This is a genomic window from Streptomyces sp. NPDC029014 (assembly GCF_055564695.1).
The window spans coordinates 133,144-155,025 of sequence record NZ_JBVHVT010000003.1 but is presented as its reverse complement, the minus strand read 5'-3'; the positions used below and the strand labels follow the sequence as shown (position 1 = coordinate 155,025).

Below are 21,882 nucleotides of genomic sequence, written 5' to 3'. Positions count from 1 at the left end.
CTCAGCCGGACAGTTCGGCCCGCCATGCCCGCGGCCACCGCCCGGAGGGCGGTGGCACGCCGTTGATGCCGAGGTCGCGGCGCGCGCACGCGTAGAAGGCGTCCCGCGCCGCGCTCGCCAGCTGGTGGGCCTTGGTCCACTGCCCGGCGTCGGCGGAGCCTTCCCGTACCAGCAGCTCTATGGTCCAGATCGTCTCGTGCCAGCGGCGCGCCGCCGCGATCGTCTCCGCGTCCCCCACCAGCAGGACCGATTCCCACTCGGTCGCGCGCCGCGACTCCGCCTCGGCCAACTGGACCAGTCCCTCGGCCGGCGCCAGTGGGTCGGCCACGTCGGCGAAGCCGAGGGCCGCTCCGATGCGCTGGGCGATGCGCAGTTGGGCCTTGAGGGCGTTGGCGTAGCGGGCGTAGGTCTCGAAGCGCTTCTCGTCCCAGCGTTCCTCGCGCTGCCGCTTCCACCTGCGGCGCTCGGTCAGGCTCTGCGTCGCGTACGAGGCCGCCGAGCCGATCACGACGCCCGCCAGCGCGGGCAGTTGGTCCCAGAGCATCCGTCCCCCCTCGGGCGATCCGGTGGCCGCGCGGGTGAGTCGCGGCAGGGTCTGGGGGTCCCTACCCAGGAACGCGTTCCGCCCACCCGGGCGACCGTCAGCGTTTGAGGTAGGCCAGGACGGCCAGCACCCGCCGGTTGTCGTCCGCGGAGGCGCTGATCCGCAGCTTGGCGAAGATGCTCGCGGTGTGCTTGGCGACGGCGCTCTCGCTGATGTGCAGGCCGCTTGCTATCGCGGCGTTCGACCTGCCCTCCGCCATCAGTTCCAGCACGTCGCGTTCGCGCGGGGTCAGACCGTCGATCGTTCCGCGGGCGTCGCCGCGCGCCAGCAGGCGGGAGATGACCTGCGGGTCCATCACCGTGCCGCCGGCGGCGACGCGGCGGACCGCGTCGACGAACTGCTCCGTGTTGGTCACCCGGTCCTTCAGGAGGTACCCGACGGCGCCCTCTCCCCCGGCCAGCAGTTCGTTCGCGTAGAGCTGCTCCACGTACTGGGAGAGGACGAGGACCGGCAGCCCGGGCCTGCGGCGGCGGGCGTCCAGGGCGGCCTGGAGGCCCTCGTCGGTGAAGGTCGGCGGCAGCCGTACGTCCACCACCGCGACGTCGGGCGCCGCATCCCCCTCGGCGAGCAACGCGCGCCGGAGGGACGGCCCGTTGTCGACGGCGACGACCTCGCAGCCGTGCTCCCGGAGGGTGCGGGTGAGCCCGTCCCTCAGGAGGAAGAGGTCTTCGGCGAGGACAACGCGCACGGTATCTCCATCGTCACGGTGGTCGGTCCGCCCCGGGGGCTGTGCAGGGCGAGGGTTCCGTCGAAGGTATCCAACCGCTTTCGTACGCCGGCCAGTCCGGTGCCCCGGGACGGGTCGGCGCCGCCGTGCCCGTCGTCGGTGACGGTGATGCGCAGCAGGCCGTCGCCGTGGGCGAGGGCGATGCGGACCTCGCGGGCGCCGGAGTGCTTGGCCGCGTTGGTCAGCGCCTCGCTCACGGCGAAGTAGGCGGCGGTTTCGACGGGCGCCTGGAGCCGGCCCGGCAGTCGGGCCTCGACGTGGACGTCGAGGAAGCTGTCGAGGGCCAGCGACCGGACCGCGTCGCCGAGGCCGCGGTCGGCGAGGACCGGCGGGTGGATGCCGTGGACCAGGGTGCGCAGGTCCTGCAGGGCCCGCTCCGAGGTGCTGCGGACGTCCAGGAGGAGGTCGCGCGCCGCCGCCGGATCGGTGTCCAGCAGGCGGGTGGCCCGGTCCAGGGTCATGCCCAGGGCGACCAGACGGGCCTGTGCTCCGTCGTGCAGGTCCCGTTCGATGCGCCGCAGTTCGGCGGCCAGGGTGTCGAGGGCACGGCCGCGGGTGTCGGTGAGCTGCTCGATCCTCCGGGTCAGCCGGGTGGTGCGGGGTTCCGCGAGCAGCCGCCGGCTCAGGCGTGCGTGCAGCCGGAGCACGGCGGGTGCCGTGTACAGGCCGGCGGCGACGAAGGCGAGCCCGAGCACGAGCGCGGCGAGCATGGTGGCGGTGGTGTGCACGGGGACGAAGGCGTACCAGTTGCCGTCGTCGATCCTGCGCCAGACGAACGGCTGCACCAGCGCGCCGAACACCCCGTACCAGGCCAGGGAGAGGGGTACGGCGACCAGGAGGCCCCCCGTTACCGGCTCCAGCCACGCCCACGCCAGGTCGCGCCAGAACCCGTCGTCGGCCAGGATGCGGCGCGACCGCCGGCGGGCGGTCGCGCCGCTGTCGGCGGCGGGCAGCGGCTCGGGCGGGCCGATCCGGACGCCCGTCCAGGCCGCGGCCCGCGCGCGGGAGCGGTCGGACAGGGCGCGCAGGGCCAGGGCGGCGGGCGGGAGCAGCCGGAAGCCGATGCCCACGGGCAGCAGGAGGACGGCGAGCACCACCAGCGAGCCGGTCGCCGACACGGCGAGGGCGTGCAGGCTCGCCAGCTGGCAGCGGCCGAGGGCGACGTACGCACGGACCGGAACCGGAACCGGAGCGGGAGCGGGGGTGGTGGCGCGTCCGCGGCTGCGGACGGCGCGCGGTCTATCGAACATCTTCCATGATCGTGGTGAGCCTATCCGGCGCCGGATCCGTCTGCGCGGCCCGTCCCCGGCGCACGCCCGACCACGTCCACAGGACGGCTGCCGTCAGACCGGACACACCGAACAGCACCATGGGGGTCACGGTGCCCGATTCCTCGTCCATGCAGAGCAGCATGCCGAGGTTGACCAGGGCGTGGAAGCCGCCCGCGAGGAGCAGCCGGGACGCCCCCGGCGCTCCGTCGAGCGCCCAGCCCAGCACGACCGACAGGGACACCGCGCCCACCAGGAACCCGGCGGCGTAGAGGGGGTGTTGGGCGAAGACCTGGACGTGCCAGACGCCCCACACCGAGCCGACCGCCACGGAGGCTCCCAGGGGGCCGAAGCGGGGGCGCAGCAACGGTTGGAGGAGGCAGCGCCAGCCGATCTCCTCGGCGCAGGCACCGATCAGCTGCGCCACGGCGATCAGGGCGAACGGGGCGGCGTCGGGACGGACCGGCCGCCCGTCCCCGCCGAGGGCCGCGTACGCGGCGGCGCCGGCCGCGATGACGAGCGGTGCGGTCAGGAGCAGCAGGGCCCCGCGGCCGCCGGGGCGGGTCGGGCCGCCGGCGAGCAGCGCCCGTACGCGCCGCGGCCACAGCAGGGCGGCGACGGCGACCCCCAGGGCGGGCCCGAACTGCGTCAGCTGGATGATCTCGGCGGGTATCCGCGTCGCGGGCTGGGCGGCGCCCAGCAGGCCGGCCGCCGGAAAGGCGACGGCCAGGAAGCAGACCGTCACCCTGATGTCCACAGGTGTCATTCGCATGACACCGACGATGCCGCCCCGCAGGGCCGCGTCCGCTGCGCCTGGCTACCGGACCGGGGTGTACCCAGGTACACCCCGGTCTCGGCTCAGGGTCGGACGGGCAGTTCGAACCAGGTCGTCTTGCCCGTGGCCGTGCGGTGGCTGCCCCAGGCCTCGCTCAGCAGGTCGAGGAGTTCGATGCCGCGGCCGCCCTCCGCCCCCAGGGGTGCGGCGCGGCGTACGGGGTCGGCGTCGCAGGCGTCCTCCACCTCGCACAGCAGCCGGTCGCCCTCCGCCCTGAGGTTGAGGCGGACGGGGCCCCGGGCGTGGCGGAGCGCGTTGGTGACGATCTCGCTGACCAGGAGTTCGGCGGTGTCGGAGAGGTCGTCCAGGCCCCAGTCGCGGAGCCGGCCCGTCGCCAGGTGGCGGGCCCGGCCCGCCGAGGTCAGGTCGCGCGCCAGGGGCCAGGAGGCCTCCCGGGCGGTCGCCCGGGCCGCGGGCGCGCAGAGGGGGCGCAGGGGTGCCAGGCTCCGGGTCCACAGGCCCAGCTGCCGGGTGAACCACGACGTCGAGGCGTTCTTCGCCACCCACTCCCCGGCGTGCCCGCGGACGGGCGTGCCGGCATGCCGTCCTGTCCGCTCGTGCAGACGGGTGGGGAGGACGGTGAAGCGGGCCATGGTCATCAGTCCTTTCCGTGCCGGGTGGCCCGGCCGCTCGATGGCGAAGGTTCGACGTTCATGTAGCACTTGCTACACATACAAGAATACACGAAGCAGGCATTACGGTAAAGACTTAACCAAAACGGACATACGGACCGCGTATGCCGCGCCCCCGGGAGGTCCCATGCCCCGCCCCGCCGACCAGGAAAAACGTCGTGACCTGCTGCACCGGGTCCGCGAGTACGTGCTCCGCAACGGCCTGGCCGGGCTGTCCCTGCGCCCGCTGGCCCGGTCCCTGGGCACCAGCGACCGCATGCTCCTGTACTACTTCGGCACCAAGGAGCGCATGGTCGCCGAGGCCCTCGCCCTCGACGAGCGCCGTCCCCTCCTCAGGCTGCGGGCGCAGTTGGACGCGCGCGGCGCGCCGCGGGACGCCGCAGGGCTGCGGCGGCTCATGGAACGGGTCTGGGAGCAGTTCGGCAGTCCGGACATGCGGGCGGTACTCCCCCTGTACCTGGAGATCATGAGCGCCAGCCTGCTGCATCCGGAGCGGTACGGGCCCGTGATGCGCGACCTGGTCACCGGCTGGACCAAGCTGGTGACGGGCCTCTTCGCCGGCCTGGGCATGCCCGATGCGCGGGCGCGCACCGAGGCCGCCCTGCTCGTCGACTGCGCCGTCGGCCTGCTCTTCGCCCCGCTCGCGGACGGGGACCGGGAGCGGGCCGACGCGGCCTTCCGCCTCCTGCTCGACCGCCTCGAACCCGGCTGGCGGCCGTCCGGACCCGACTGACGGCGTCCGCCCGGGATGCACGGCCCACGGCGGCGCCGGACAGTGGAGGCGGGGCCCTTCGGCAGACGCAGAGCAGGAGGATCCGGCGTGACCGATCACAGGACCTCCGGGGAACCCACGACGCCGACGACGCCCGCGACCGCCGCAGCGCCCGCAGCGCCCATGACGGAGGAGGCCTTCCGGTCCCTCTACGTGGACCTGCGCCACCACGGGCGACGGACCGCCGAGGAGCGCCGCCGCGGCGCCCTCGCCCACCTGACCCCCGAGCGGGTCGCGGCCGCCGCGGCCGAGGTGCGCATCGGGCGCACCGTGTCGCTGGCCGCGCCGATCGAGACGTATCCCGGCCCGGACGATCCGCAGCCCGCCGCCTACGTGCTGACCGCACCCCGCGAGCAGGAGACCGGGACCCCCGGCCTGCACTTCGCCCTGGACCGCTTCGCCATGAACGTGCACGGCGACGCCCACACCCACCTCGACGCCCTGTGCCACGTCGTCTTCGACGGCGAACTCTACGGCGGCGTCCCGGAGAAGGCCCTGAAGGCGGGCGGTGCCCGCGGGATCACGCTCGACCTCGCCCGGGGCGGCATCGTCGGCCGCGGCGTGCTCCTGGACGTTCCCCGGGTGCGCGGTCTGCCCTGGCTGGAGCCCGGCGACTGCGTGAGCGCCGGCGACCTCACCGCGGCCGAGGATGCGCAGGGCGTCCGCACCGGGCCCGGCGACCTGCTGTTCGTCCGCGTCGGGCACCGGCGCCGGCGCCGCGAGTCCGGCCCGTGGGACGTGGCGCAGGCCAGGGCGGGCCTGCATCCGGAGGCGGTGCGGCTCCTGGCCGAGCGGCACGTCGCCGTCCTCGGCTCGGACGGCAACAACGACACCGCGCCCAGCCCGGTGGCCGGCGTCTCCTTCCCCGTACACGTCCTGGCGATGCACGCACTGGGCGTGCACCTGCTGGACTACCTGGACCTGGAGGAGCTGGCGCAGCTGTGCGCGGAGCTCGGACGCTGGCGGTTCCTGTGCACGGTGGCGCCGCTGCGGCTGCCGGCGGCGACCGGCTCCCCCGTGAATCCGATCGCCGTCGTGTGACGGGACGGGCGCCCGGCCCTCCGGGGTGCCGGACCGCCGGTCGGCGTATACGTTCGAAGAGGGATCCCGCTGTGACGGACAGGCCCGGTGCGGGCGCGACTCCACAGACCGAGGACGGACGGTGGTCGCCGTGAGCGACACCCCCCACTACGACGCCATCATCATCGGATCCGGCGCCGGCGGCGGCACGCTCGCCCACCGGCTCGCCCCTTCGGGCAAACGCGTGCTCCTCCTCGAACGCGGCGGCCACCTCCCGCGCGAGCGCGACAACTGGGACTCCACCGCGGTGTTCGTCAAGGGGAAGTACCGTGCACCGGAGTTCTGGCTGGACAAGCACGGCCGCGAGTTCCCGCCCGAGGTCAACTACTACGTGGGCGGCAACACCAAGTTCTACGGCGCGGCGCTGTTCCGGCTGCGCCCGCAGGACTTCGGCGAGCTGCGCCACCACGACGGGATCTCGCCGGCCTGGCCGATCGGCTACGAGGACCTGGAACCGTACTACACCCAGGCGGAACACCTGTACCTGGTGCACGGCCGGCACGGCGAGGACCCCTGGGAGGGGCCGGCCAGCGCGCAGTACGCCCATGCTCCGGTCGAACACGAGCCGCGGATCCAGCAGTTGAGCGACGATCTGGAGAAGCAGGGTCTGCACCCCTTCCACCTGCCCATCGGGGTCAACCTGAGCCAGGACGACCGGGGGCGGGCGACCCACTCCAGCGTCTGCATCCGCTGCAACCGGGTGGACGGCTTCCCATGCCTGGTCCGCGGCAAGTCCGACGCCGAGGTGATCTGCGTGGAGCCGGCCCTGCAGCACCCGAACGTCGAACTGGTCACGGGCGCCCACGTGGTCCGGTTGGAAACCGACCCGACGGGGCGGACGGTGAGCACGGTCGTCGTCCGGCTCGACGGGGACGAGGAGGTCCGGTACGCGGCGGACATCGTGGTCGTCTCCTGCGGGGCGGTCAACTCGGCGGCGCTGCTGCTGGCCTCCGCGAACGACCGCCACCCGCGGGGCCTGGCCAACAGCTCGGACGTGGTCGGCCGCTTCTACATGCGCCACAACAACCTGGCCCTGATGGCCGTGTCGAAGGAGCCGAACGACACGCAGTTCCAGAAGACCCTCGCCCTGCACGACTGGTACCTCGGCTCCGACGACTGGGACTACCCCCTCGGCGGGATCCAGATGCTCGGCAAGTCGGACGCCGAGCAGATCCACGGCGAGGCCCCGCGCTGGGCCGGGGCGGTGACCCCGAACATGCCGTTCGAGGTCATGGCCCACCACGCCGTCGACTTCTGGCTGTGCGGCGAGGACCTGCCGCTGCCCGACAACCGGGTCACCCTGGACGGCGAGGGGCGCATCCACCTCGCGCTCGACGAGGACAACAACACCGCCGGGCTGGACCGTCTGCGGCACGAGCTCCAGCACCGCCTCGGGCGCCTGGGCATGCACGAGCACCACCTGCTGGACCACAGCATCTACCTGCACAAGGGCATGCCGATCGGGGCCACCGCGCACCAGGCCGGGACCGTCCGCTTCGGCACCGACCCGGCCTCCTCGGCCCTGGACCTCGACTGCAAGGCGCACGACCTGGACAACCTGTACGTGGTCGACACGAGCTTCTTCCCGAGCATCGGCGCGGTCAACCCGTCCCTGACGGCCATCGCGAACGCCCTGCGCGTGGGCGACCACCTCCTCGAACGCATGGGCTGACCCACCGCAGGACACCGCCGACCGGGCGAAGAACCTCAGCCGGGTGGTGCAACACGCATCGCCGCGCGCCCCCGCGCCCCGCCCCCGGTGATTGGGTGACCCGGAACCCGCCCGGCTGTCCCCGCCCGGACCGCGCGGGCCGCGCTGCGGAGGAGGCAGTCTGTCGTGAGTTCCACCGAGGCCGTACCCGGGGGCGTGATCCCCGCGCACCTGCTGAGGGGCCAGAAGGTGCTGGTGACCGGCGCCAACTCCGGGATCGGCAAGGCCACGGCCATCGGCATGGGCCGGGCCGGGGCGGACGTGGTCGTGAACTACGTGGCCGGCCGTGACGAGGCCGAGAAGGTCGTCGAGGAGATCACGTCCTTCGGGGTGCGCGCGGCGGCGTACGAGGCCGACGTGTCGGACGAGGACCAGGTCGTCGCCATGACGCACCGCATGGTCGAGGAGTTCGGGACGATCGACGTCCTCGTCGCCAACGCCGGGCTCCAGCGGGACTCCGCCTTCACCGAGATGACCCTCGCCCAGTGGCAGAAGGTCATCGACGTCAACCTGACCGGGCAGTTCCTGTGCGCCCGCGAGGCGACGAAGGAGTTCCTGCGGCGCGGGGTCGTCCCGGAGGTGTCCCGCTCCGCCGGCAAGATCATCTGCATGAGCTCGGTGCACCAGATCATCCCCTGGGCCGGCCACGTCAACTACGCCTCCTCCAAGGGCGGCGTGCAGATGATGATGGAGACCCTCGCCCAGGAACTGGCGCCGCAGAAGATCCGCGTCAACGCGATCGCGCCCGGCGCCATCAGGACACCCATCAACCGCAGCGCCTGGGACACCCCGCAGGCGGAGCAGGACCTGCTGAAGCTGATCCCGTACCGCCGCGTCGGCGACCCGGAGGACATCGCGAACGCGGCCGTCGGCCTCGCCTCCGACCTCATGGACTACGTCGTGGGAGCCACCCTGTACGTGGACGGGGGGATGACCCTCTTCCCCGGCTTCGCCACCGGCGGCTGACTCCAACCGCCTCGGCCCCCGGGGGGAGACACACCACCCATGCACACCACGGTCCACCTGCTGGCGCAAGCGCCGCCCCAGATGCTGCCGGCCAGATCGCTCATGGCCTTCACGCTCGCCTCGCACATCATCCTGGTGCCCATGGGCGTGGCGCTGCCGCTGATCACCCTGATCATGCACGGCTACGGGCTGCGCCGCGGCGATGCGACCGCGCTGCTGCTGGCGCGGCGCTGGTCGGCGGTGATGGCGGTGCAGTTCGCGATCGGCGTCGTCACCGGCACCGTCCTGTCCTTCGAGTTCGGCCTGCTGTGGCCGGGTCTGATGGGCCGGTGGGGCGACGTCTTCGGGCTCGGCTTCGGCGTCGAGGCCTGGGCCTTCTTCCTGGAGGCCGTCCTCATCGCCGTCTACCTCTACGGCTGGCGCAGACTGCCCGCCCGTACGCACTTCCTGCTCGGGCTGCCCCTGCCGGCCACCGCCCTGCTCGGGGCCTTCGGCATCCTGGCGGCCAACTCCTGGATGAACACACCGCGGGGCTTCACCCTCGACTCCGGGGGCAACCCCGTCGACGTGGACGTCCGCAAGGCGATCTTCACGCCGATGTTCGGGCCGGAGTACTGGCACTTCGTCGTGGCGATGCTGCTCACCGCCGGGTACGTGGTGGCCGGCGTCTACGCCGTCGGCTGGCTCCGCGGCCGCCGCGACCGCTACCACCGCCTCGGCTTCACCGTGCCGTTCACGGTCGCGGCGGTCTGCACGCCGATCCAGTTCATGCTGGGCGACGCCATCGCCCGCGCCGTGTTCCGCAAGCAGCCGGTGAAGTTCGCCGCGTTGGAGATCGTCTGGGACACCAGCACCCACGTGCCGGAGTACCTCTTCGGCCGCCTCCACCCCGACGGGACGATCTCCGGCGGCATCAAGGTCCCCCAACTCGACTCCATCCTCGCCGGGTTCAGCCCCGACACGAAGGTGACGGGACTGACGTCCGTACCGGCGGACCAGCGGCCGACCGCCGCCCAGGCGACCATCGCCCACTGGGCGTTCGACCTCATGGTGGTCATCGGCTCCGTACTCGTGCTGCTCGCCCTCTGGTACGGGCTCGTCTGGCTGCGCCACCGCCGGCTGCCCGCCTCGCCCTGGTTCTACCGCGGTGCCGCGTGCGCCGGGGTGGCCAGCGTCGTCGCCGTCGAATGCGGCTGGATCGCCACCGAGGTGGGCCGGCAGCCGTGGATCGTCTACCAGAACATGAAGGTCGCCGAAGCGGTGACGGCGACCCGCTCCGGCGCCCTGTGGACCATGTTCGCGCTGGTGGTCGTGGTGTACGTGTTGATCTTCGGCTCCTTCCTGGCCGTGCTCCTGAAGATGCGCACCCGATGGCGGCTGGACGACGAACGGCGCAGTGAGGAAGGAACGATGGAGCATCCGGAGACGGACACCCCCTACGGCCCCCGCTCCGCGGTTCCCGCCGGCGGCTCCCCCGGGCCCGGCCGCAGTGACGGCCCGGCACCGACCGGGGAAGGCGGGCCATGACCGCCGACGTGGTGGCGGTGGTCCTGCTGCTCGCGATCGCCGCGTACGCCTGCGCCGGCGGTACGGACTACGGGGCGGGGTTCTGGGACCTGACCGCGGGCGGGGCGGAGCGGGGCAAGCGCCCCCGCTGGCTGATCGACCACGCCATGGCGCCGGTGTGGGAGGTCAACAACGTCTGGCTCATCTTCGTCCTGGTCATCATGTGGACCGGGTTCCCGGTGTTCTTCCAGACGGTGTTCCTCTCGATGTGGCTGCCGCTGGCCCTCGCGGCCGTCGGCATCGTGCTGCGCGGCGCCGGCTTCGCCCTGCGCAAGCCCACCCGCAGGATCGCCGGACGGCGCATCTACGGGGCCGTGTTCGCGATCTCCTCGCTGCTCACCCCGTTCTTCCTGGGCGCCGCGGCGGGCGGGATCGCCTCCGGCCGGGTGGCGCCCGGCACCGAGCCGTCGGCGCACGCCTGGGCCAACCCCACCTCGGTGCTGTTCGGCCTGCTCGCGGTCGTGGCCACGGCCCTGCTGGGGGCCGTGTTCCTGGCCGCGGACGGGGTGCGGTTCGACGCCCCGGACCTGCACGCCTACTTCCGCCGGCGGGCGGTCGCCGCGCTCGCCGCCATGGCGGTGCTCGCGGTGGTCACGCTGTTCGTCACCCACGGCGACGCCCCGCACGTGTGGCACGGACTCACCCACGGCGCCGGCCTGTTCTTCGTCATCGTGTCGGTGGTGGCATCGCTGGTGACGGCGTGGCTGCTGCTGCGCACCCCGGGCGCGTGGTCGCGGGTCTCGGCGGTGGGCGTCGTCGCGGCGGCGGTCATCGCCTGGGGCATGGCGCAGCGCCCGTACCTGATCCCGGGCTCGCTGACGGTGGCCGAGGGGGCGGGGGCGCCCGCGACCCTGCACTGGCTGGTCATCGTGACCCTCGTGGCCGTGGTGCTGGTCTTCCCGGCGGTGGTGCTGCTGTACCGGCTCGACACGCACGGCGAGCTGGAGCCACTCACCGACGCCGACCTGCGGCGGGGCGGCGGCCCGGAGAGCAGCGGCTGACCGCCGGAGGGCCGGGCCGGTGCACGCACGACGGACGAGGGGGACGGGAGGGCCGTGAGCGAACAGGAGATCCTGCTCGGCACCGCCCTGACCGTCGTGCTCGCCGTGGGCTCCCAGATCCTGGCGAGCCGGCTGCGCGTCCCCTCGCTGATCGTGCTGCTGCCGGTCGGCTTCACCGCCGGGGCCCTGACCGACGTCATCCATCCCGACCAGCTCGCCCCCGACTTCGACCCGCTGGTGTCCCTGGCCGTCGCGGTCATCCTGTACGACGCCGGGCTCGGGCTGCACCGGCACCAACTGGGCGGCGAGCCGCGGACCGTGGTGAGCCGGCTGATCCTGCCGGGGGTCCTGATCACCTGGGCGGCCTGCCTGGGGCTGGTCGTGGTCCTGTTCGACGTTCCGCTCGCGGTGGCGGTGATGCTCGGCGTGATCCTCGTCGTGTCCGGGCCGACCGTCGTCGGCCCGCTGCTCGACCACGTCCGGCCGACCGACCGGGTACGGAGGATCCTGGTCTGGGAAGGCTCCCTGATCGACCCGATCGGCGGCATCCTCGGTGCCGTCGCCTTCCACGTCATCGTCCGCTCCCAGGCCGGCCAGGGATTCCGGTTCGGCATGCTCTTCGGGAGCTTCGCCGTCGGGCTGGCCGGCGGCGCGGTCGGGGTCGCACTGCTGTGGCTGACCCTGCAGCGGCTGCGGCTCGGCGGGGCGCTGGGGACGCTCGCACAGCTGGCGGCGGTCGTCGCGGCGTCCGCGGGCTGCGACATGCTCCTCGACGACACCGGGCTCATCGCCGCCATCGTGATGGGCATGGCGGCCGCGAACCTGCCCGGGTTCGACATGCCGGCCCGGCGCCCGTTCTTCGAGACCGTCGTCCAGCTGGTCATCGGCCTGCTGTTCATCTCCATCTCGGCCACGGTCGCGCCGAAGGCCGTGACGCCGGTGCTGCTGCCCTCGCTGGTCCTCGTCGCCGGGCTCGTCCTCGTGGTGCGCCCGCTGGTGGCGTTCCTGGCGACGGTCCGTACGCGGCTCGGTTCCGGGGAGCGGGCGTTCATCGGCTGGATGGCGCCGCGCGGCATCGTCGCCGCGTCCACCGCCACGACCTTCTCGGCCACCCTCGTCGACGACGGGCTGTCCGGCGCGGACGAGATCCTGCCCATCACCTTCCTGGTGATCGTCGGAACCGTCCTGGTGTACGCGCTCACGGCCCGGCCCGTGGCCGCCGCGCTGGGCGTCGTCCGCCCCTCCCGGACCCGCCCGCTGCTGGTCGGCGGCGCGCCCTGGGTGGTCGACCTGGCGCGGGCGCTGCGCACGGCCGGCCTGGACGTGCTGATGTGGGCGGGGCTCGCGCCGGAGCGGCAGCGCATCGAGGGAGCGGGCATCGAACTGGCCCCGGGCGAGCTCCTGGCCACCGCGGCGGACCCGGGGGCCCGCCTGGAGGGGGTGACGGCGGTGTTCCTCTGCACGGACGACGACGACTTCAACGCCCTCGCCTCGGTCGTCGTCCAGGACAGCGTCGAGGGACCGGTCTACCGGGTCGGCCCGCCGCCCGACAGCGGCGCGGTCGTGGCACCGTACACCGGCGGCTCCGTCCTCTTCGGCCCGGCCGTGGTCCGCAGCGTGCTCGCGGAGCACCATGCGCGCGGGGCCCGCTTCCTGGTGCAGCCGGCCTCCGCACCCCGTCCGGCCGGCTGCGAGACCCTGTTCGTGGTGCGGCGGGACGGGCTGCTGGAGCCGGTCACCGGGGACCGTCCGGCCGCCCCGGCCGAGGGGGACGTGCTGGTGCTCCTCGGGCCCGTGCCGGTCTCCCCGGGAGGACCGGCCGGAGCCGGCGGCGAGCTCCGCTGACCTGCCGTCACTGCCCCTGCCCCGGGGCCCGGTTCAGGGCCGCGTCGAGGGTGATCGCGGCGTCGATGAGGGCCAGGTGGGTGAACGCCTGGGGAAAGTTGCCCAGTTGGCGTCCGGTGAGGTCGATCTCCTCCGAGTACAGGCCCAGGTGGTTGGCGTATCCCAGCATCTTCTCCAGGACGAGCCGGGCCTGGTCGATCCGCCCGGCGCGCGCGAGGGCGTCGACGTACATGAAGGTGCACAGCGAGAAGGTGCCCTCGGAACCGCGCAGCCCGTCGGGCGACGCCTCGGGGTTGTAGCGGTACACCAGGCTGTCGGTGACCAGTTCGTTCTCCATCGCGTCCAGGGTGGAGGTCCACATCGGGTCCTCCGGGGTGATGAAGCCGACCGTCGGCATGCGCAGCAGCGACGAGTCGAGCACGTCGCTGCCGTAGTGCTGGACGAAGGCCCCGCGCTCCTCGTTCCACCCGTGCGCCATGACCTGCTCGTAGACCGCGTCCCGCGTGCTGCTCCAGCGCTGTGCCGCGGACGGGCGGCCGGTGGCCTGCGCGAGCCGCAGCGCGCGGTCGAACGCCACCCAGGACATCACCCGTCCGTAGGTGAAGTGCTGGCGGCCGCCTCGGGTCTCCCACAGGCCCTCGCCGGCCTGGTCCCAGTGGTCCGCCAGCCAGTCCAGGACGTGCAGCAGTCCGGTCCAGCCCCGGTGGCCGAGGTGGATGCCGTGGCCGTGGGCGAAGGAGATGCTGTCCATCGCCTCGCCGTAGATGTCCATCTGGATCTGGGTGGCGGCGCCGTTCCCGATGCGCACGGGGGCGGAGCGCTCGTAGCCCTCCCAGTGCTCCAGGCTCTCCTCCTTCAGGTCGGAGGAGCCGTCGACCGCGTACATGATGTTCAGCGGCCCGGAGTCCCCTTCGCCGCCGGCCCGTTCCTTGATCCGGTCGTCGAGCCAGCCGATGAACGCCTTGGCCTCCTCCGTGAACCCCATGCCCAGCAGGGCGTACACGGAGAAGGAGGCGTCCCGGATCCACGTGAACCGGTAGTCCCAGTTGCGTTCGCCGCCCAGTTGCTCGGGCAGGCCCGCGGTGGGGGCGGCCACGACCGCGCCGCTGGGGGCGTAGGTCATGAGCTTGAGGGTCACGGCGGAGCGCTCCACGGCCTCCCGCCAGCGCCCGGTGTAGCGCGAGGCGGCCAGCCAGGACCGCCAGAAGCGGATGGTGTCGTGGAACAGCCGCTCGTACTCGTCGAGGCGGATCTGCCGGGGCGGTCCGTCGGCGGCGGATTCCAGGACCAGTCCGCGCTGCTGGCCCGCCTGCAGGCTCAGCGTGAGGTGCAGGTCGTGGTCGCCGGTGAGGGAGTGCACGAGCCGCTCGTCGTCCGGTTCGCGCAGCGTGTGCACCGTCAGGGACAGGTCCTCCGAGGCGAACACGGCCCCGTTCTCGGTGACGTGCAGTTCGTGCGGCTTGCGGCCGTAGTCGAAGCGGGGCGCGATGTCGACCTCGAAGGTCATGCTGCCGCGCACGCAGCGGACCATGCGGACCAGTCGGTGGCGGTCGGTGACCGTGGTCCCGGTCAGCGGCATGAAGTCGACGACCTCGCCGGCGCCGGCCTCGGTCATGAAGCGGGTCACCAGGACCGCCGTGTCGGGCAGGTACAACTGCTTGGTCGCGTACGTGGTGTGGAGCGGCCGGACCGTGCAGTGCCCGCCGCCGCCCTTGTCGAGCAGTGCCCCGAAGACGCTGGGCGAGTCGAAGCGGGGACAGCAGAACCAGTCGACCGATCCGTCGGCGGTCACCAGGGCCGCGGTTTGCAGGTCGCCTATCAGGCCGTGGTCCTCGATCAGCGGGTACTCGTCCATCAGGGCGTCCCTTCCGGCATGCGCCGTCACCCGGATCCGCTCCTGCGACCAGCCTAAGCCGGGGGCGGCCGGGGTGCCCGGCGGGGCGCTGCGGCGGGTCCGCCCATCGGGTTGTGTGCGCGGGGGTTTCCGGGCGAAGGCACGTGTCCCCCTTGCGCCGTTGCCCGGCTGCTCCCAGTCTCGACCCGTGCACGAGAGCCCGTCCGGACACCGGACGACACTGCGCCACCACGACCACGTCGCGGAGGTGGTGGAACTCGGGGCGGCGCTGCGGTCGTACGCCGTGGCGGGCCGCCCCCTGCTCGACGGCTTCGGCGCCGACGAGCCGATCACGGCCGGGCGCGGCCAGATCCTCGTGCCGTGGCCCAACCGGATCGGCGGCGGCCGCTACCGGTGGCGCGGGAAGGACCTGCAACTGCCCCTGAGCGAGCCGGAGCACGGGAACGCGATCCACGGGCTGTTGCGCTGGACCTCGTGGCGGGCGACCGGGTCGGACGGGCGGCGGGCCGCGTTCGAGGCCGACGTGTGGCCGCAGCCGGGCTACCCGTTCCACCTCCGGGTCCGGGCGGAGTACGCCCTGGGGGACGCCGGTCTGGAGGTGGCGGTGACCGCCTGGAACCGGGGCCGGGAGGTCGCCCCGTACGGCATCGGCCAGCACCCGTACCTGACGGTCGGCACGGCGACGGTGGACGAGGTACTGCTGACCGTCCCGGCGGGGACCCGGCTGCGCACCGACGGGGCGGGCCTTCCGGTGGCGCAGGAGCCGGTGTCCGGCACGCCCTACGACTTCCGTACGGCGCGGCCCATCGGCGGGATGGTGCTGGACACGCCGTTCGGGTCGCTCCGACGGGACGGGCAGGGGCGGGCGGTGGTCCGGCTCGCCCACCCGTCCGGGGAGTACGGCACGGACCTGTGGCTCGGTGAGGGCACGGAGTACCTGCAGGTGTACACCGGCGACACGCTGCCGCAGGGGCAGCGGCGGCGCGCGGTCGCCGTCGAGCCGATGTCGTGCCCGCCCGACGCGTTCACCAGCGGGACCTCGGTGGTGGCCCTGGAACCGGGTGGCCACCACACGATGCGCTGGGGCATCACCCCGTGGGGCGGATGATGCCGTAGGACCCCGCGCGGGCCCGGTCCGGGACCGGGACCGGGACCGGGACCGGGACCGGGCCCGCGGTCGGCGCCGGTACCGGATGCAGGGCCCGGGCGTCTCAGCGCCGGGGAGTGGGGACGGCGCGCAGGATCGTGTGGACGACGGCGTCGATGCCGTCCTGGGCGGGTTCGTCGGCGACGTGGGTGAGCAGGCGGGCCAGGGCGCGCACCAGCGGCGGCGAGGCCATGACGCGCGGGTGGAGCAGCGGCCGGTAGCCGTAGCGGGCGAGGACGAGGTCCCCGGCGAGGGTGCCGAGGCGGTAGTAGCGGCCCCAGCGGCGGCGGATCTCGGCCGGGTACTGCTGGAGCGCGTGTTCCCGGCGCGCCCCGGTCGGCCGCGCCAGCGCCAGGGCGATGGTCTCCGCGGCCACCTCCCCCGCCTCCAGCGCCTGGGCGATGCCCTCGCCGCTCCAGGGGCTGACCATCCCGGCGCTGTCGCCGACCAGCAGCAGGCCTCGCCGGTACTGCGGGCGCCGGTTGAGGCCCATGGGCAGGGGGGCGCTGCGCAACGGCGAGTCGGCGCTGTCCTCGTGCACCCCCCAGTGGGCGGGCAGCCGCGGCAGCCAGTGCTCCAGGACGGCCCGGAGGTCCACGGGCCGGCGCCCCCGGCGCGGTAGGGCGCCGAGACCGACGTTGATGCGCCCGTCGCCGAGCGGGAACACCCAGCCGTAGCCGGGCAGGTCCAGTCCGGTGCCCGGGCAGCGCAGGTCGGCCCAGAGTTCCAGGTACGGGTCGTGGGTGCGGGCCTCGCTGTGGTAGTAGCGGCGGGCGGCCTTCGCGACGGGCAGGGCCGTGTCCCGTTCCAGTCCGAGGGCGAGTGCGGTGCGGGCGGAGGCGCCGTCGGCGGCGACGACGAGCGGGGCCCGGTAGTGCACGGGTTCGCCGCCCGGTCCGTGGGAGGCGGTGACGCCGATGATGCTGCCCGCCCGGTCGCACAGGGGGGCCGTCACCTTCACGCGGGTCCGCAGGCGGGCTCCGGCGGCGCGGGCGTGGGCGGCGAGGAGTTCGTCGAAGTCGTAGCGGCTGCGGGTGAGCCCGAAGTCGGGGTGGCTGCCCAGGCGCGGCCAGTCCAGCTCCACCTGGCGGCCCTCGCACACCCAGCGCATCCCCTTGTTGCGCATCCAGCCCGGGGCCCCGATGTCGACGCCCATCCGTACCAACTGGCGTACGGCCCGGGGGGTCAGGCCGTCACCGCACACCTTCTCGCGGGGGAAGCCGCCCTTCTCCAGCAGCAGTACGTCCACGCCGGCTCGGGCCAGGTGCGCGGCGGCGGCGGATCCGGCCGGGCCGGCCCCGACGACGATGACCTGTGCTTCTTCGTCACCCGCCCCGTCCGGTCGCGGGGAGGTGCCGTCGGGGGTGGGGCCGCCGCTTGTGTCGTCGCGTTCGCTGGTCACCGCACCACTATGCCGGTCCGGGCCCGGCGATCCGGTCCGGCAGGGCCGAAGACGTCGGCGGCCGGGGGCCGCGGGCACGGTACGGGGCCGGTCGGCGCGGCGGTCAAGGGCCTGACCTGCACCGGAAGGGCCTTCAACGGCTGTAAACGATCGCACGGTTGTGCCCAAAATGCGACTGTCTGTGGCCGGTCCTGATCGGATAGCAATGGGGCGGCACCCTGAGCACCGCCCGTCGACGGTCGACGGAGCCTCCAGTGCGCCCGAAAGGAAGACCCGTGATCCGCACCCGTTTCGCCGCCCTCGCCACCATGGCGTTCACCGCCCTCGCGATCGCCGCGACCCCCGCCAGCGCGGCGCCGGGCGCCACCCAGAACATGTGCGCCAACGCGCTCACGCCGAGCGGCTGGGTGGACGTCCAGTGGTGGAACAGCGCCGGCTGCGGCTCCGGCTTCAGCCCCAACATGAAGCAGATCATGGACCTGAACGGGTACCCGGTCGGCACCCAGGTCAACGCCTGCGCCTCGACCTGGCCGCCCTCCGGCTGGACCATCGTCAGCAGCTACTACTCGGCCGGCTGCCGCTACTCGGCGGTGCCCAGCTTCAACGCCAACACGTGGACCCTGAAGCGCACCTCCTGACCCGCGGGCCCGTTCAGCGCAGCGATTCCCGCGGGGGCCGCTCGCGCAGGGCACCGTAGGCGACGAAGTAGGCGGGGACCCGGTTCAGCCAGCGCGACTCGGTGACCAGCTCCGTCAGCCGCTTCACGCGCTGCGGATCGCCGAACGCGGGGCGGCCGGCCAGCAGCGGCTCGATGACCTGGGCATGGGCGAGCCGCTGCATGCCCTGCGTGGCCACGGTGGTGGGCCAGCGGCGGTGCTGGACCCGGCGCACGTCCCGGAGGCCCACGGTGCCCTCGCGCAGCGGTCCCACGAGGTAGCGGGCCGCGGCCACCGCGTCCTGCACGGCGAGGTTGATGCCGATGCCGAAGACCGGGGACATCGCGTGGGCGGCGTCCCCGATGCACAGCAGCCCGGGCCGGTGCCAGCGGCGCAGCCGGTCGAGGCGCACGTCGAGCAGCTTCACGTCCTCCCAGGAGGTGAGGCTGTCGACCCGGTCCGCGAGCCAGGGGACGGCCCCCGCGAACCGGGCCCGGAAGGACTCCAGGCCTTCGGCGCGCAGCGCGGCGTCGGCGCCCTTCGGGATGAGGCCCGCGCACTGCCAGTACTCGCCGCGGTCGATGAGTGCGGTGAAGAACCTGTTCCCCGCGCCCCCCACGAGCCCGGTGGGGTCGTCCTCACGGCGCGGCAGCCGGAACCACCAGGCGTCCATGGGGCAGGGAAAGCCTTCCAGGCCGAGTTCGGGCAGGGTCCTGGCCAGCGATCCGCGGCCATCGCAGGCGACGGTGAGGGTGGCCCTGAGTTCGCCGGTGCCGCCGTCCGCGGTGCGGTAGCGCACGCCGTTCACCCGTCCGCGCTCGACGAGGAAGGACGTCGCCCCGGTGTTCATGCGCAGCCGGAACGACGGTTCGCGGCGGGCCTCGTCGGCGAGGAGGTCGAGCAGGTCCCACTGGGGCACCATCGCGATGTAGTTGTACTTGCCGTGCAGCGCCCCGAGGTTCCCGACGGTGACGAGGGCCCCGTCCGGCCCGATGGGCAGGCGTACCGAGCTGACGCGGCGCTGCGGGAGACGGGCGAACCGTTCGGCGAGGCCGATGTCGTCCAGCAGTGCGAGCGACGAGGGGTGGACGGTGTCGCCGCGGAAGTCCCGCAGGAAGTCGCCGTGCTTCTCCAGCACCGTCACCTCGACGCCGGCCCGGGCCAGCAGCAGGGCCAGCACCATGCCGGCGGGCCCGCCTCCCACCACGCAGCAGGTCGTTCGCTCCACGGCAACCACTCCCTTCGCGGGCGACGGGTGCGCCCGAGGAGGACGTATACCGCACGGGGCGCGGCGGCGAGGGCAACTCCCTCCGGCGTGGCTCGGCTCGATCCCCCGGGGCCGTCGTGCGACCGGTCAGCCGTGGAGTTCCCGGGCCCGGCGGCCGATGCTGCGGACGGCCCACACGAGCACGGCGGCGGAGCGCACCGCCAGCCACAGCGTGTCCCCGGCGTCCGGGCCGGCTGACGGGTCGCACGCCGCGTGCCACAGGTACGGCGCGGCCACGAACCCGGCGGCGAGCGCGGGCGCCAGCCGCCACAGGACGAACGGCACGGCCGCGAACCAGTCGAGCGACAGCGCCAGCAGCTCGTACCGCGGCGCGCCCCGGTAGGCGCCCACGAGGGCGGTGGCGACCAGGGCGGGTCCCGCGACCAGCAGCGCCGTGGCGTACGCGGCGAGGGGACCGGCGGCCGTTCCGGGCAGCAGGGCCGGCGCCCAGCCCACGCCGCCGACGGCCCACAGGAACGCGGCCGGTACGCCCAGATGGGCGACGGCCAGGACGGTGGGCGACTGCGGCAGCAGCAGGGCACGGCCCGGCCGGTCGGTGTCCTGGTAGGCGGGTTCCGCCAGCGCGACCGCCGCCAGCTGGAGCGGCAGGACGAGGAGCAGCCCCACGAGCGCCGCCTCCAGGGGGCCGGCAGGGCTGCCGTGCGCCGGACCGGCGAGCCAGCCGGCGACCGCGCGGAACTGGGCGTACCCGGCCGCCAGCGCCGCGCCGGCCAGGAGCAGCCGGCCCGGATGGCGCAGCAGGACGACGGCGTCCCGCCAGAGCGGGACCGCCCACGGGGCGCGGGGCAGGGGGAGACGGAGGCGGGAGCGGAGGCGGGGGCCGGCCGCCGGCCGGCGGCGCCCGTCCGTCGACCGGAGGACGAGGGTCAGTGCGCGCAGGTCCAGCAGTGTCGCGCCCCGGGTGACCTGACTGCTGGTGCGGGCGCGGGCGATGAGTGCGTCCGTGGGGATGTCCACGACGGCCCGGAACGCGGCGCGCAGGACGCCGGCCGTGCAGAGCACCAGGCAGACCAGCTGCGCCGCCCAGGCGACCGGCGGGCCGTGTGCGGCGGCCGTGGCGGTGGCCGCGCCGGCCCAGCCCCAGGGGCCGGACCAGGCCGCGAACTCGGTCACGGCGGGCACCGCCGCCCCGCAGGCGAGTACGGTCGCCCCGGCCGCCGCCAGACAGCCGCCGAACAGCCGGGCCGGGCCCGCCAGGACCGGCCGGGCCTCGACGAGGGCGCCCAGGCCCACGGCGAGGCAGGCCAGCGCCAGGTGGGCGGCGACGGCCACGGGGGCGGCTGCGGGCTGCGGCTCGCCCTGCACGGCGAGGGCGAGCGCGGCAGCGAGGGCGCCGACGGGCAGCGCGGTGCCACAGGCGACGGCCAGGGCCTGCCGCAGCCGGGGGCGCAGCAGCCGGCCCCGGTCCCCGGGCAGGGGCAGGAGCCAGGTGATCTCGGCCGGGCCCAGCAGGACCGGGCCCAGCCGTACGCAGAGGGCGAGTTGGCCGGCGAACAGCAGCAGGGCGGTGCCGACGACCACGGCGCGGGCGGCCGGGCCGCCGGACCAGCCGAGCCCTAGGCCGATGCCCGGCGCCGCCCGGACCAGGCCGGCGATCACCACGAGCGCGGAGACGGCCGCACAGACCCGGGTCCACACGTCGTCGAAGCGGGGCCGGCCGGCCCCGCGTCCGCGGCGGGCCCGGTGGGCGGCTGCGACGGCCTGAGCCGCCGCGGCCTCGGTCGCGACCGGGGCCGCGACCGGGGCCGGGGCCGGAGCCGTGTCGTCCCGCTCCGCGCCCGCGCTGGCAGTGCTCTGCGTGGTCACCGCCACGGCGAGCCCGCCGCCGGGCCGGTGACCTCGGCAGGGGTTCCCGAGGCGGCCTGCCGTCCCCGGTCCAGGAGCAGCACGCGGTCGGCGACCGCCTCGACGGTGGCGCGGTCGTGCGAGGCCAACAGCACCGCCGTACCGCCAGCCTTCGCCGCGCACAGCGCATCGGCCAGCCTGCGCCGGGCGGTGACGTCGAGGCGCTGCTCGGGCTCGTCCAGGACGATCAGGCGGGCCGGACGGACCAGTACCGAGGCGAGCAGCAGCAGTTGGCCCTGCCCTGCCGACAGCGCGTCGGGGAAGGCGTCGCGGCGGTGTTCCAGGCCGAGGTCGGACAGGACGCGTTCGGCGGCCGCGTCCGCCCCGGAGCCCAGGCCGTGTGCGGTGGCGACCATGCGTACGTGCTCGGCGACAGTGAGGTCGGGGAAGCACGTGGCGCCGTCGAGGAGCAGCCCGACGTCCCGGCGGAAGGCGGTGTCGGCCTCGCGCGGCGCGGTCCCGGCGAAGCGGACCTCGCCCCGGTCGGGCTGCTGGCGGCCCACGCAGACGCGCAACAGGGTGGACTTGCCGGACCCGTTGGCGCCGGCGAGCGCCAGGCAGCCGCCGGGCTCCAGCGCCAGGCCGACGCCGTCGAGCACGGGCTCGTCGTCGTACGCGACGTGGACGTCCTGCGCGTACAGCAGGGCGGCGTTGCGGGAGGTGGTTCCCATGGGCGCGGCCG

The 21,882-nt window shown here is 74.1% G+C and carries 19 protein-coding genes; 9 read left to right on the top strand and 10 right to left on the bottom strand.

The features are described 5' to 3' along the window. Position 1: 1 nt before the first annotated feature. From ACZ4VL_RS03190 to ACZ4VL_RS03170, 5 genes are all read right to left on the bottom strand, one after another. A complete protein-coding gene (locus tag ACZ4VL_RS03190; protein WP_468195106.1) occupies positions 2–544 on the bottom strand; it encodes a hypothetical protein in 543 nt (180 codons plus the stop codon). Between the two features lie 97 nt (positions 545–641). Further along, positions 642–1,292 (bottom strand): LuxR C-terminal-related transcriptional regulator, encoded by a 651-nt coding sequence (locus ACZ4VL_RS03185; RefSeq protein WP_468195103.1) that lies wholly within the window; start codon positions 1,290–1,292, stop codon positions 642–644. Next, complete coding sequence (locus tag ACZ4VL_RS03180) at positions 1,256–2,581, bottom strand: sensor histidine kinase (RefSeq protein ID WP_468195100.1); 1,326 nt, start codon at positions 2,579–2,581, stop codon at positions 1,256–1,258. The genes ACZ4VL_RS03185 and ACZ4VL_RS03180 overlap by 37 nt, the downstream gene beginning before the upstream one ends. Next, entirely contained in the window at positions 2,571–3,371 is an 801-nt protein-coding gene (locus ACZ4VL_RS03175) for a CPBP family intramembrane glutamic endopeptidase (RefSeq protein WP_468195097.1), read from the bottom strand. Before ACZ4VL_RS03175 ends, ACZ4VL_RS03180 begins: the two co-directional genes overlap by 11 nt. Before the next feature lie 86 nt (positions 3,372–3,457). After that, on the bottom strand, positions 3,458–4,033 hold the full coding sequence (locus ACZ4VL_RS03170) for an ATP-binding protein (protein WP_468195095.1): 576 nt from the start codon (positions 4,031–4,033) through the stop codon (positions 3,458–3,460). A gap of 160 nt (positions 4,034–4,193) precedes the next feature. Between ACZ4VL_RS03170 and ACZ4VL_RS03165 the strand changes: the two genes are divergently transcribed. From ACZ4VL_RS03165 to ACZ4VL_RS03135, 7 genes are all read left to right on the top strand, one after another. Continuing rightward, positions 4,194–4,799 carry a TetR/AcrR family transcriptional regulator gene (locus ACZ4VL_RS03165; protein WP_468195093.1) on the top strand — a complete coding sequence of 202 codons (606 nt, stop codon included), beginning with the start codon at positions 4,194–4,196 and terminating at the stop codon, positions 4,797–4,799. Positions 4,800–4,961: 162 nt separating this feature from the next. Further along, positions 4,962–5,879, top strand: a complete 918-nt coding sequence (locus tag ACZ4VL_RS03160) for a cyclase family protein (protein WP_468195180.1) — start codon at positions 4,962–4,964, stop codon at positions 5,877–5,879. Between the two features lie 130 nt (positions 5,880–6,009). Further along, positions 6,010–7,590: a GMC oxidoreductase gene (locus ACZ4VL_RS03155; protein ID WP_468195090.1), complete on the top strand. Its 1,581-nt coding sequence runs from the start codon at positions 6,010–6,012 to the stop codon at positions 7,588–7,590. 210 nt (positions 7,591–7,800) lie between these two features. Continuing rightward, positions 7,801–8,595: an SDR family oxidoreductase gene (locus ACZ4VL_RS03150; RefSeq protein WP_468195177.1), complete on the top strand. Its 795-nt coding sequence runs from the start codon at positions 7,801–7,803 to the stop codon at positions 8,593–8,595. Positions 8,596–8,634: 39 nt separating this feature from the next. Next, positions 8,635–10,122, top strand: a complete 1,488-nt coding sequence (locus tag ACZ4VL_RS03145) for a cytochrome ubiquinol oxidase subunit I (RefSeq protein ID WP_468195089.1) — start codon at positions 8,635–8,637, stop codon at positions 10,120–10,122. Then, entirely contained in the window at positions 10,119–11,162 is a 1,044-nt protein-coding gene (locus tag ACZ4VL_RS03140; protein WP_468195087.1) for a cytochrome d ubiquinol oxidase subunit II, read from the top strand. The genes ACZ4VL_RS03145 and ACZ4VL_RS03140 overlap by 4 nt, the downstream gene beginning before the upstream one ends. A gap of 54 nt (positions 11,163–11,216) precedes the next feature. After that, positions 11,217–13,007, top strand: coding sequence for a cation:proton antiporter (locus tag ACZ4VL_RS03135; RefSeq protein ID WP_468195084.1), 1,791 nt, complete (start codon positions 11,217–11,219; stop codon positions 13,005–13,007). Positions 13,008–13,014: 7 nt separating this feature from the next. On the opposite strand, the gene ACZ4VL_RS03130 is transcribed toward ACZ4VL_RS03135, so the two are convergent. After that, positions 13,015–14,862 (bottom strand): glycoside hydrolase family 15 protein, encoded by a 1,848-nt coding sequence (locus tag ACZ4VL_RS03130; protein WP_468195081.1) that lies wholly within the window; start codon positions 14,860–14,862, stop codon positions 13,015–13,017. Positions 14,863–15,049: 187 nt separating this feature from the next. On the opposite strand from ACZ4VL_RS03130, the gene ACZ4VL_RS03125 reads away from it, so the two are divergent. After that, complete coding sequence (locus tag ACZ4VL_RS03125; protein WP_468195079.1) at positions 15,050–15,970, top strand: aldose 1-epimerase family protein; 921 nt, start codon at positions 15,050–15,052, stop codon at positions 15,968–15,970. Between the two features lie 103 nt (positions 15,971–16,073). Here ACZ4VL_RS03125 and ACZ4VL_RS03120 read toward each other — a convergent pair whose 3' ends face one another. After that, positions 16,074–17,318: a geranylgeranyl reductase family protein gene (locus ACZ4VL_RS03120; RefSeq protein ID WP_468195174.1), complete on the bottom strand. Its 1,245-nt coding sequence runs from the start codon at positions 17,316–17,318 to the stop codon at positions 16,074–16,076. 368 nt (positions 17,319–17,686) lie between these two features. On the opposite strand from ACZ4VL_RS03120, the gene ACZ4VL_RS03115 reads away from it, so the two are divergent. Beyond that, on the top strand, positions 17,687–18,049 hold the full coding sequence (locus ACZ4VL_RS03115) for a hypothetical protein (protein ID WP_468195076.1): 363 nt from the start codon (positions 17,687–17,689) through the stop codon (positions 18,047–18,049). Positions 18,050–18,062: 13 nt separating this feature from the next. Here ACZ4VL_RS03115 and ACZ4VL_RS03110 read toward each other — a convergent pair whose 3' ends face one another. The 3 genes from ACZ4VL_RS03110 to ACZ4VL_RS03100 form a co-directional block, all read right to left on the bottom strand. Beyond that, on the bottom strand, positions 18,063–19,295 hold the full coding sequence (locus tag ACZ4VL_RS03110; RefSeq protein ID WP_468195073.1) for an FAD-dependent oxidoreductase: 1,233 nt from the start codon (positions 19,293–19,295) through the stop codon (positions 18,063–18,065). 126 nt (positions 19,296–19,421) lie between these two features. Then, positions 19,422–21,161: a DUF6297 family protein gene (locus tag ACZ4VL_RS03105; protein WP_468195071.1), complete on the bottom strand. Its 1,740-nt coding sequence runs from the start codon at positions 21,159–21,161 to the stop codon at positions 19,422–19,424. Beyond that, a complete protein-coding gene (locus tag ACZ4VL_RS03100; RefSeq protein WP_468195068.1) occupies positions 21,158–21,871 on the bottom strand; it encodes an ABC transporter ATP-binding protein in 714 nt (237 codons plus the stop codon). Before ACZ4VL_RS03100 ends, ACZ4VL_RS03105 begins: the two co-directional genes overlap by 4 nt. Between the last annotated feature and the right edge of the window lie 11 nt (positions 21,872–21,882).

Excerpts from the sequence above, each read along its gene's own strand:
- ACZ4VL_RS03190 (WP_468195106.1), bottom strand. The coding sequence starts at position 544 with ATGCTCTGGGACCAACTGCCCGCGCTGGCGGGCGTCGTGATCGGCTCG.
- ACZ4VL_RS03180 (WP_468195100.1), bottom strand. The coding sequence starts at position 2,581 with ATGTTCGATAGACCGCGCGCCGTCCGCAGCCGCGGACGCGCCACCACC.
- ACZ4VL_RS03175 (WP_468195097.1), bottom strand. The coding sequence starts at position 3,371 with ATGCGAATGACACCTGTGGACATCAGGGTGACGGTCTGCTTCCTGGCC.
- ACZ4VL_RS03170 (WP_468195095.1), bottom strand. The coding sequence starts at position 4,033 with ATGACCATGGCCCGCTTCACCGTCCTCCCCACCCGTCTGCACGAGCGG.
- ACZ4VL_RS03165 (WP_468195093.1), top strand. The coding sequence starts at position 4,194 with ATGCCCCGCCCCGCCGACCAGGAAAAACGTCGTGACCTGCTGCACCGG.
- ACZ4VL_RS03160 (WP_468195180.1), top strand. The coding sequence starts at position 4,962 with ATGACGGAGGAGGCCTTCCGGTCCCTCTACGTGGACCTGCGCCACCAC.
- ACZ4VL_RS03145 (WP_468195089.1), top strand. The coding sequence starts at position 8,635 with ATGCACACCACGGTCCACCTGCTGGCGCAAGCGCCGCCCCAGATGCTG.
- ACZ4VL_RS03140 (WP_468195087.1), top strand. The coding sequence starts at position 10,119 with ATGACCGCCGACGTGGTGGCGGTGGTCCTGCTGCTCGCGATCGCCGCG.
- ACZ4VL_RS03130 (WP_468195081.1), bottom strand. The coding sequence starts at position 14,862 with ATGGACGAGTACCCGCTGATCGAGGACCACGGCCTGATAGGCGACCTG.
- ACZ4VL_RS03100 (WP_468195068.1), bottom strand. The coding sequence starts at position 21,871 with ATGGGAACCACCTCCCGCAACGCCGCCCTGCTGTACGCGCAGGACGTC.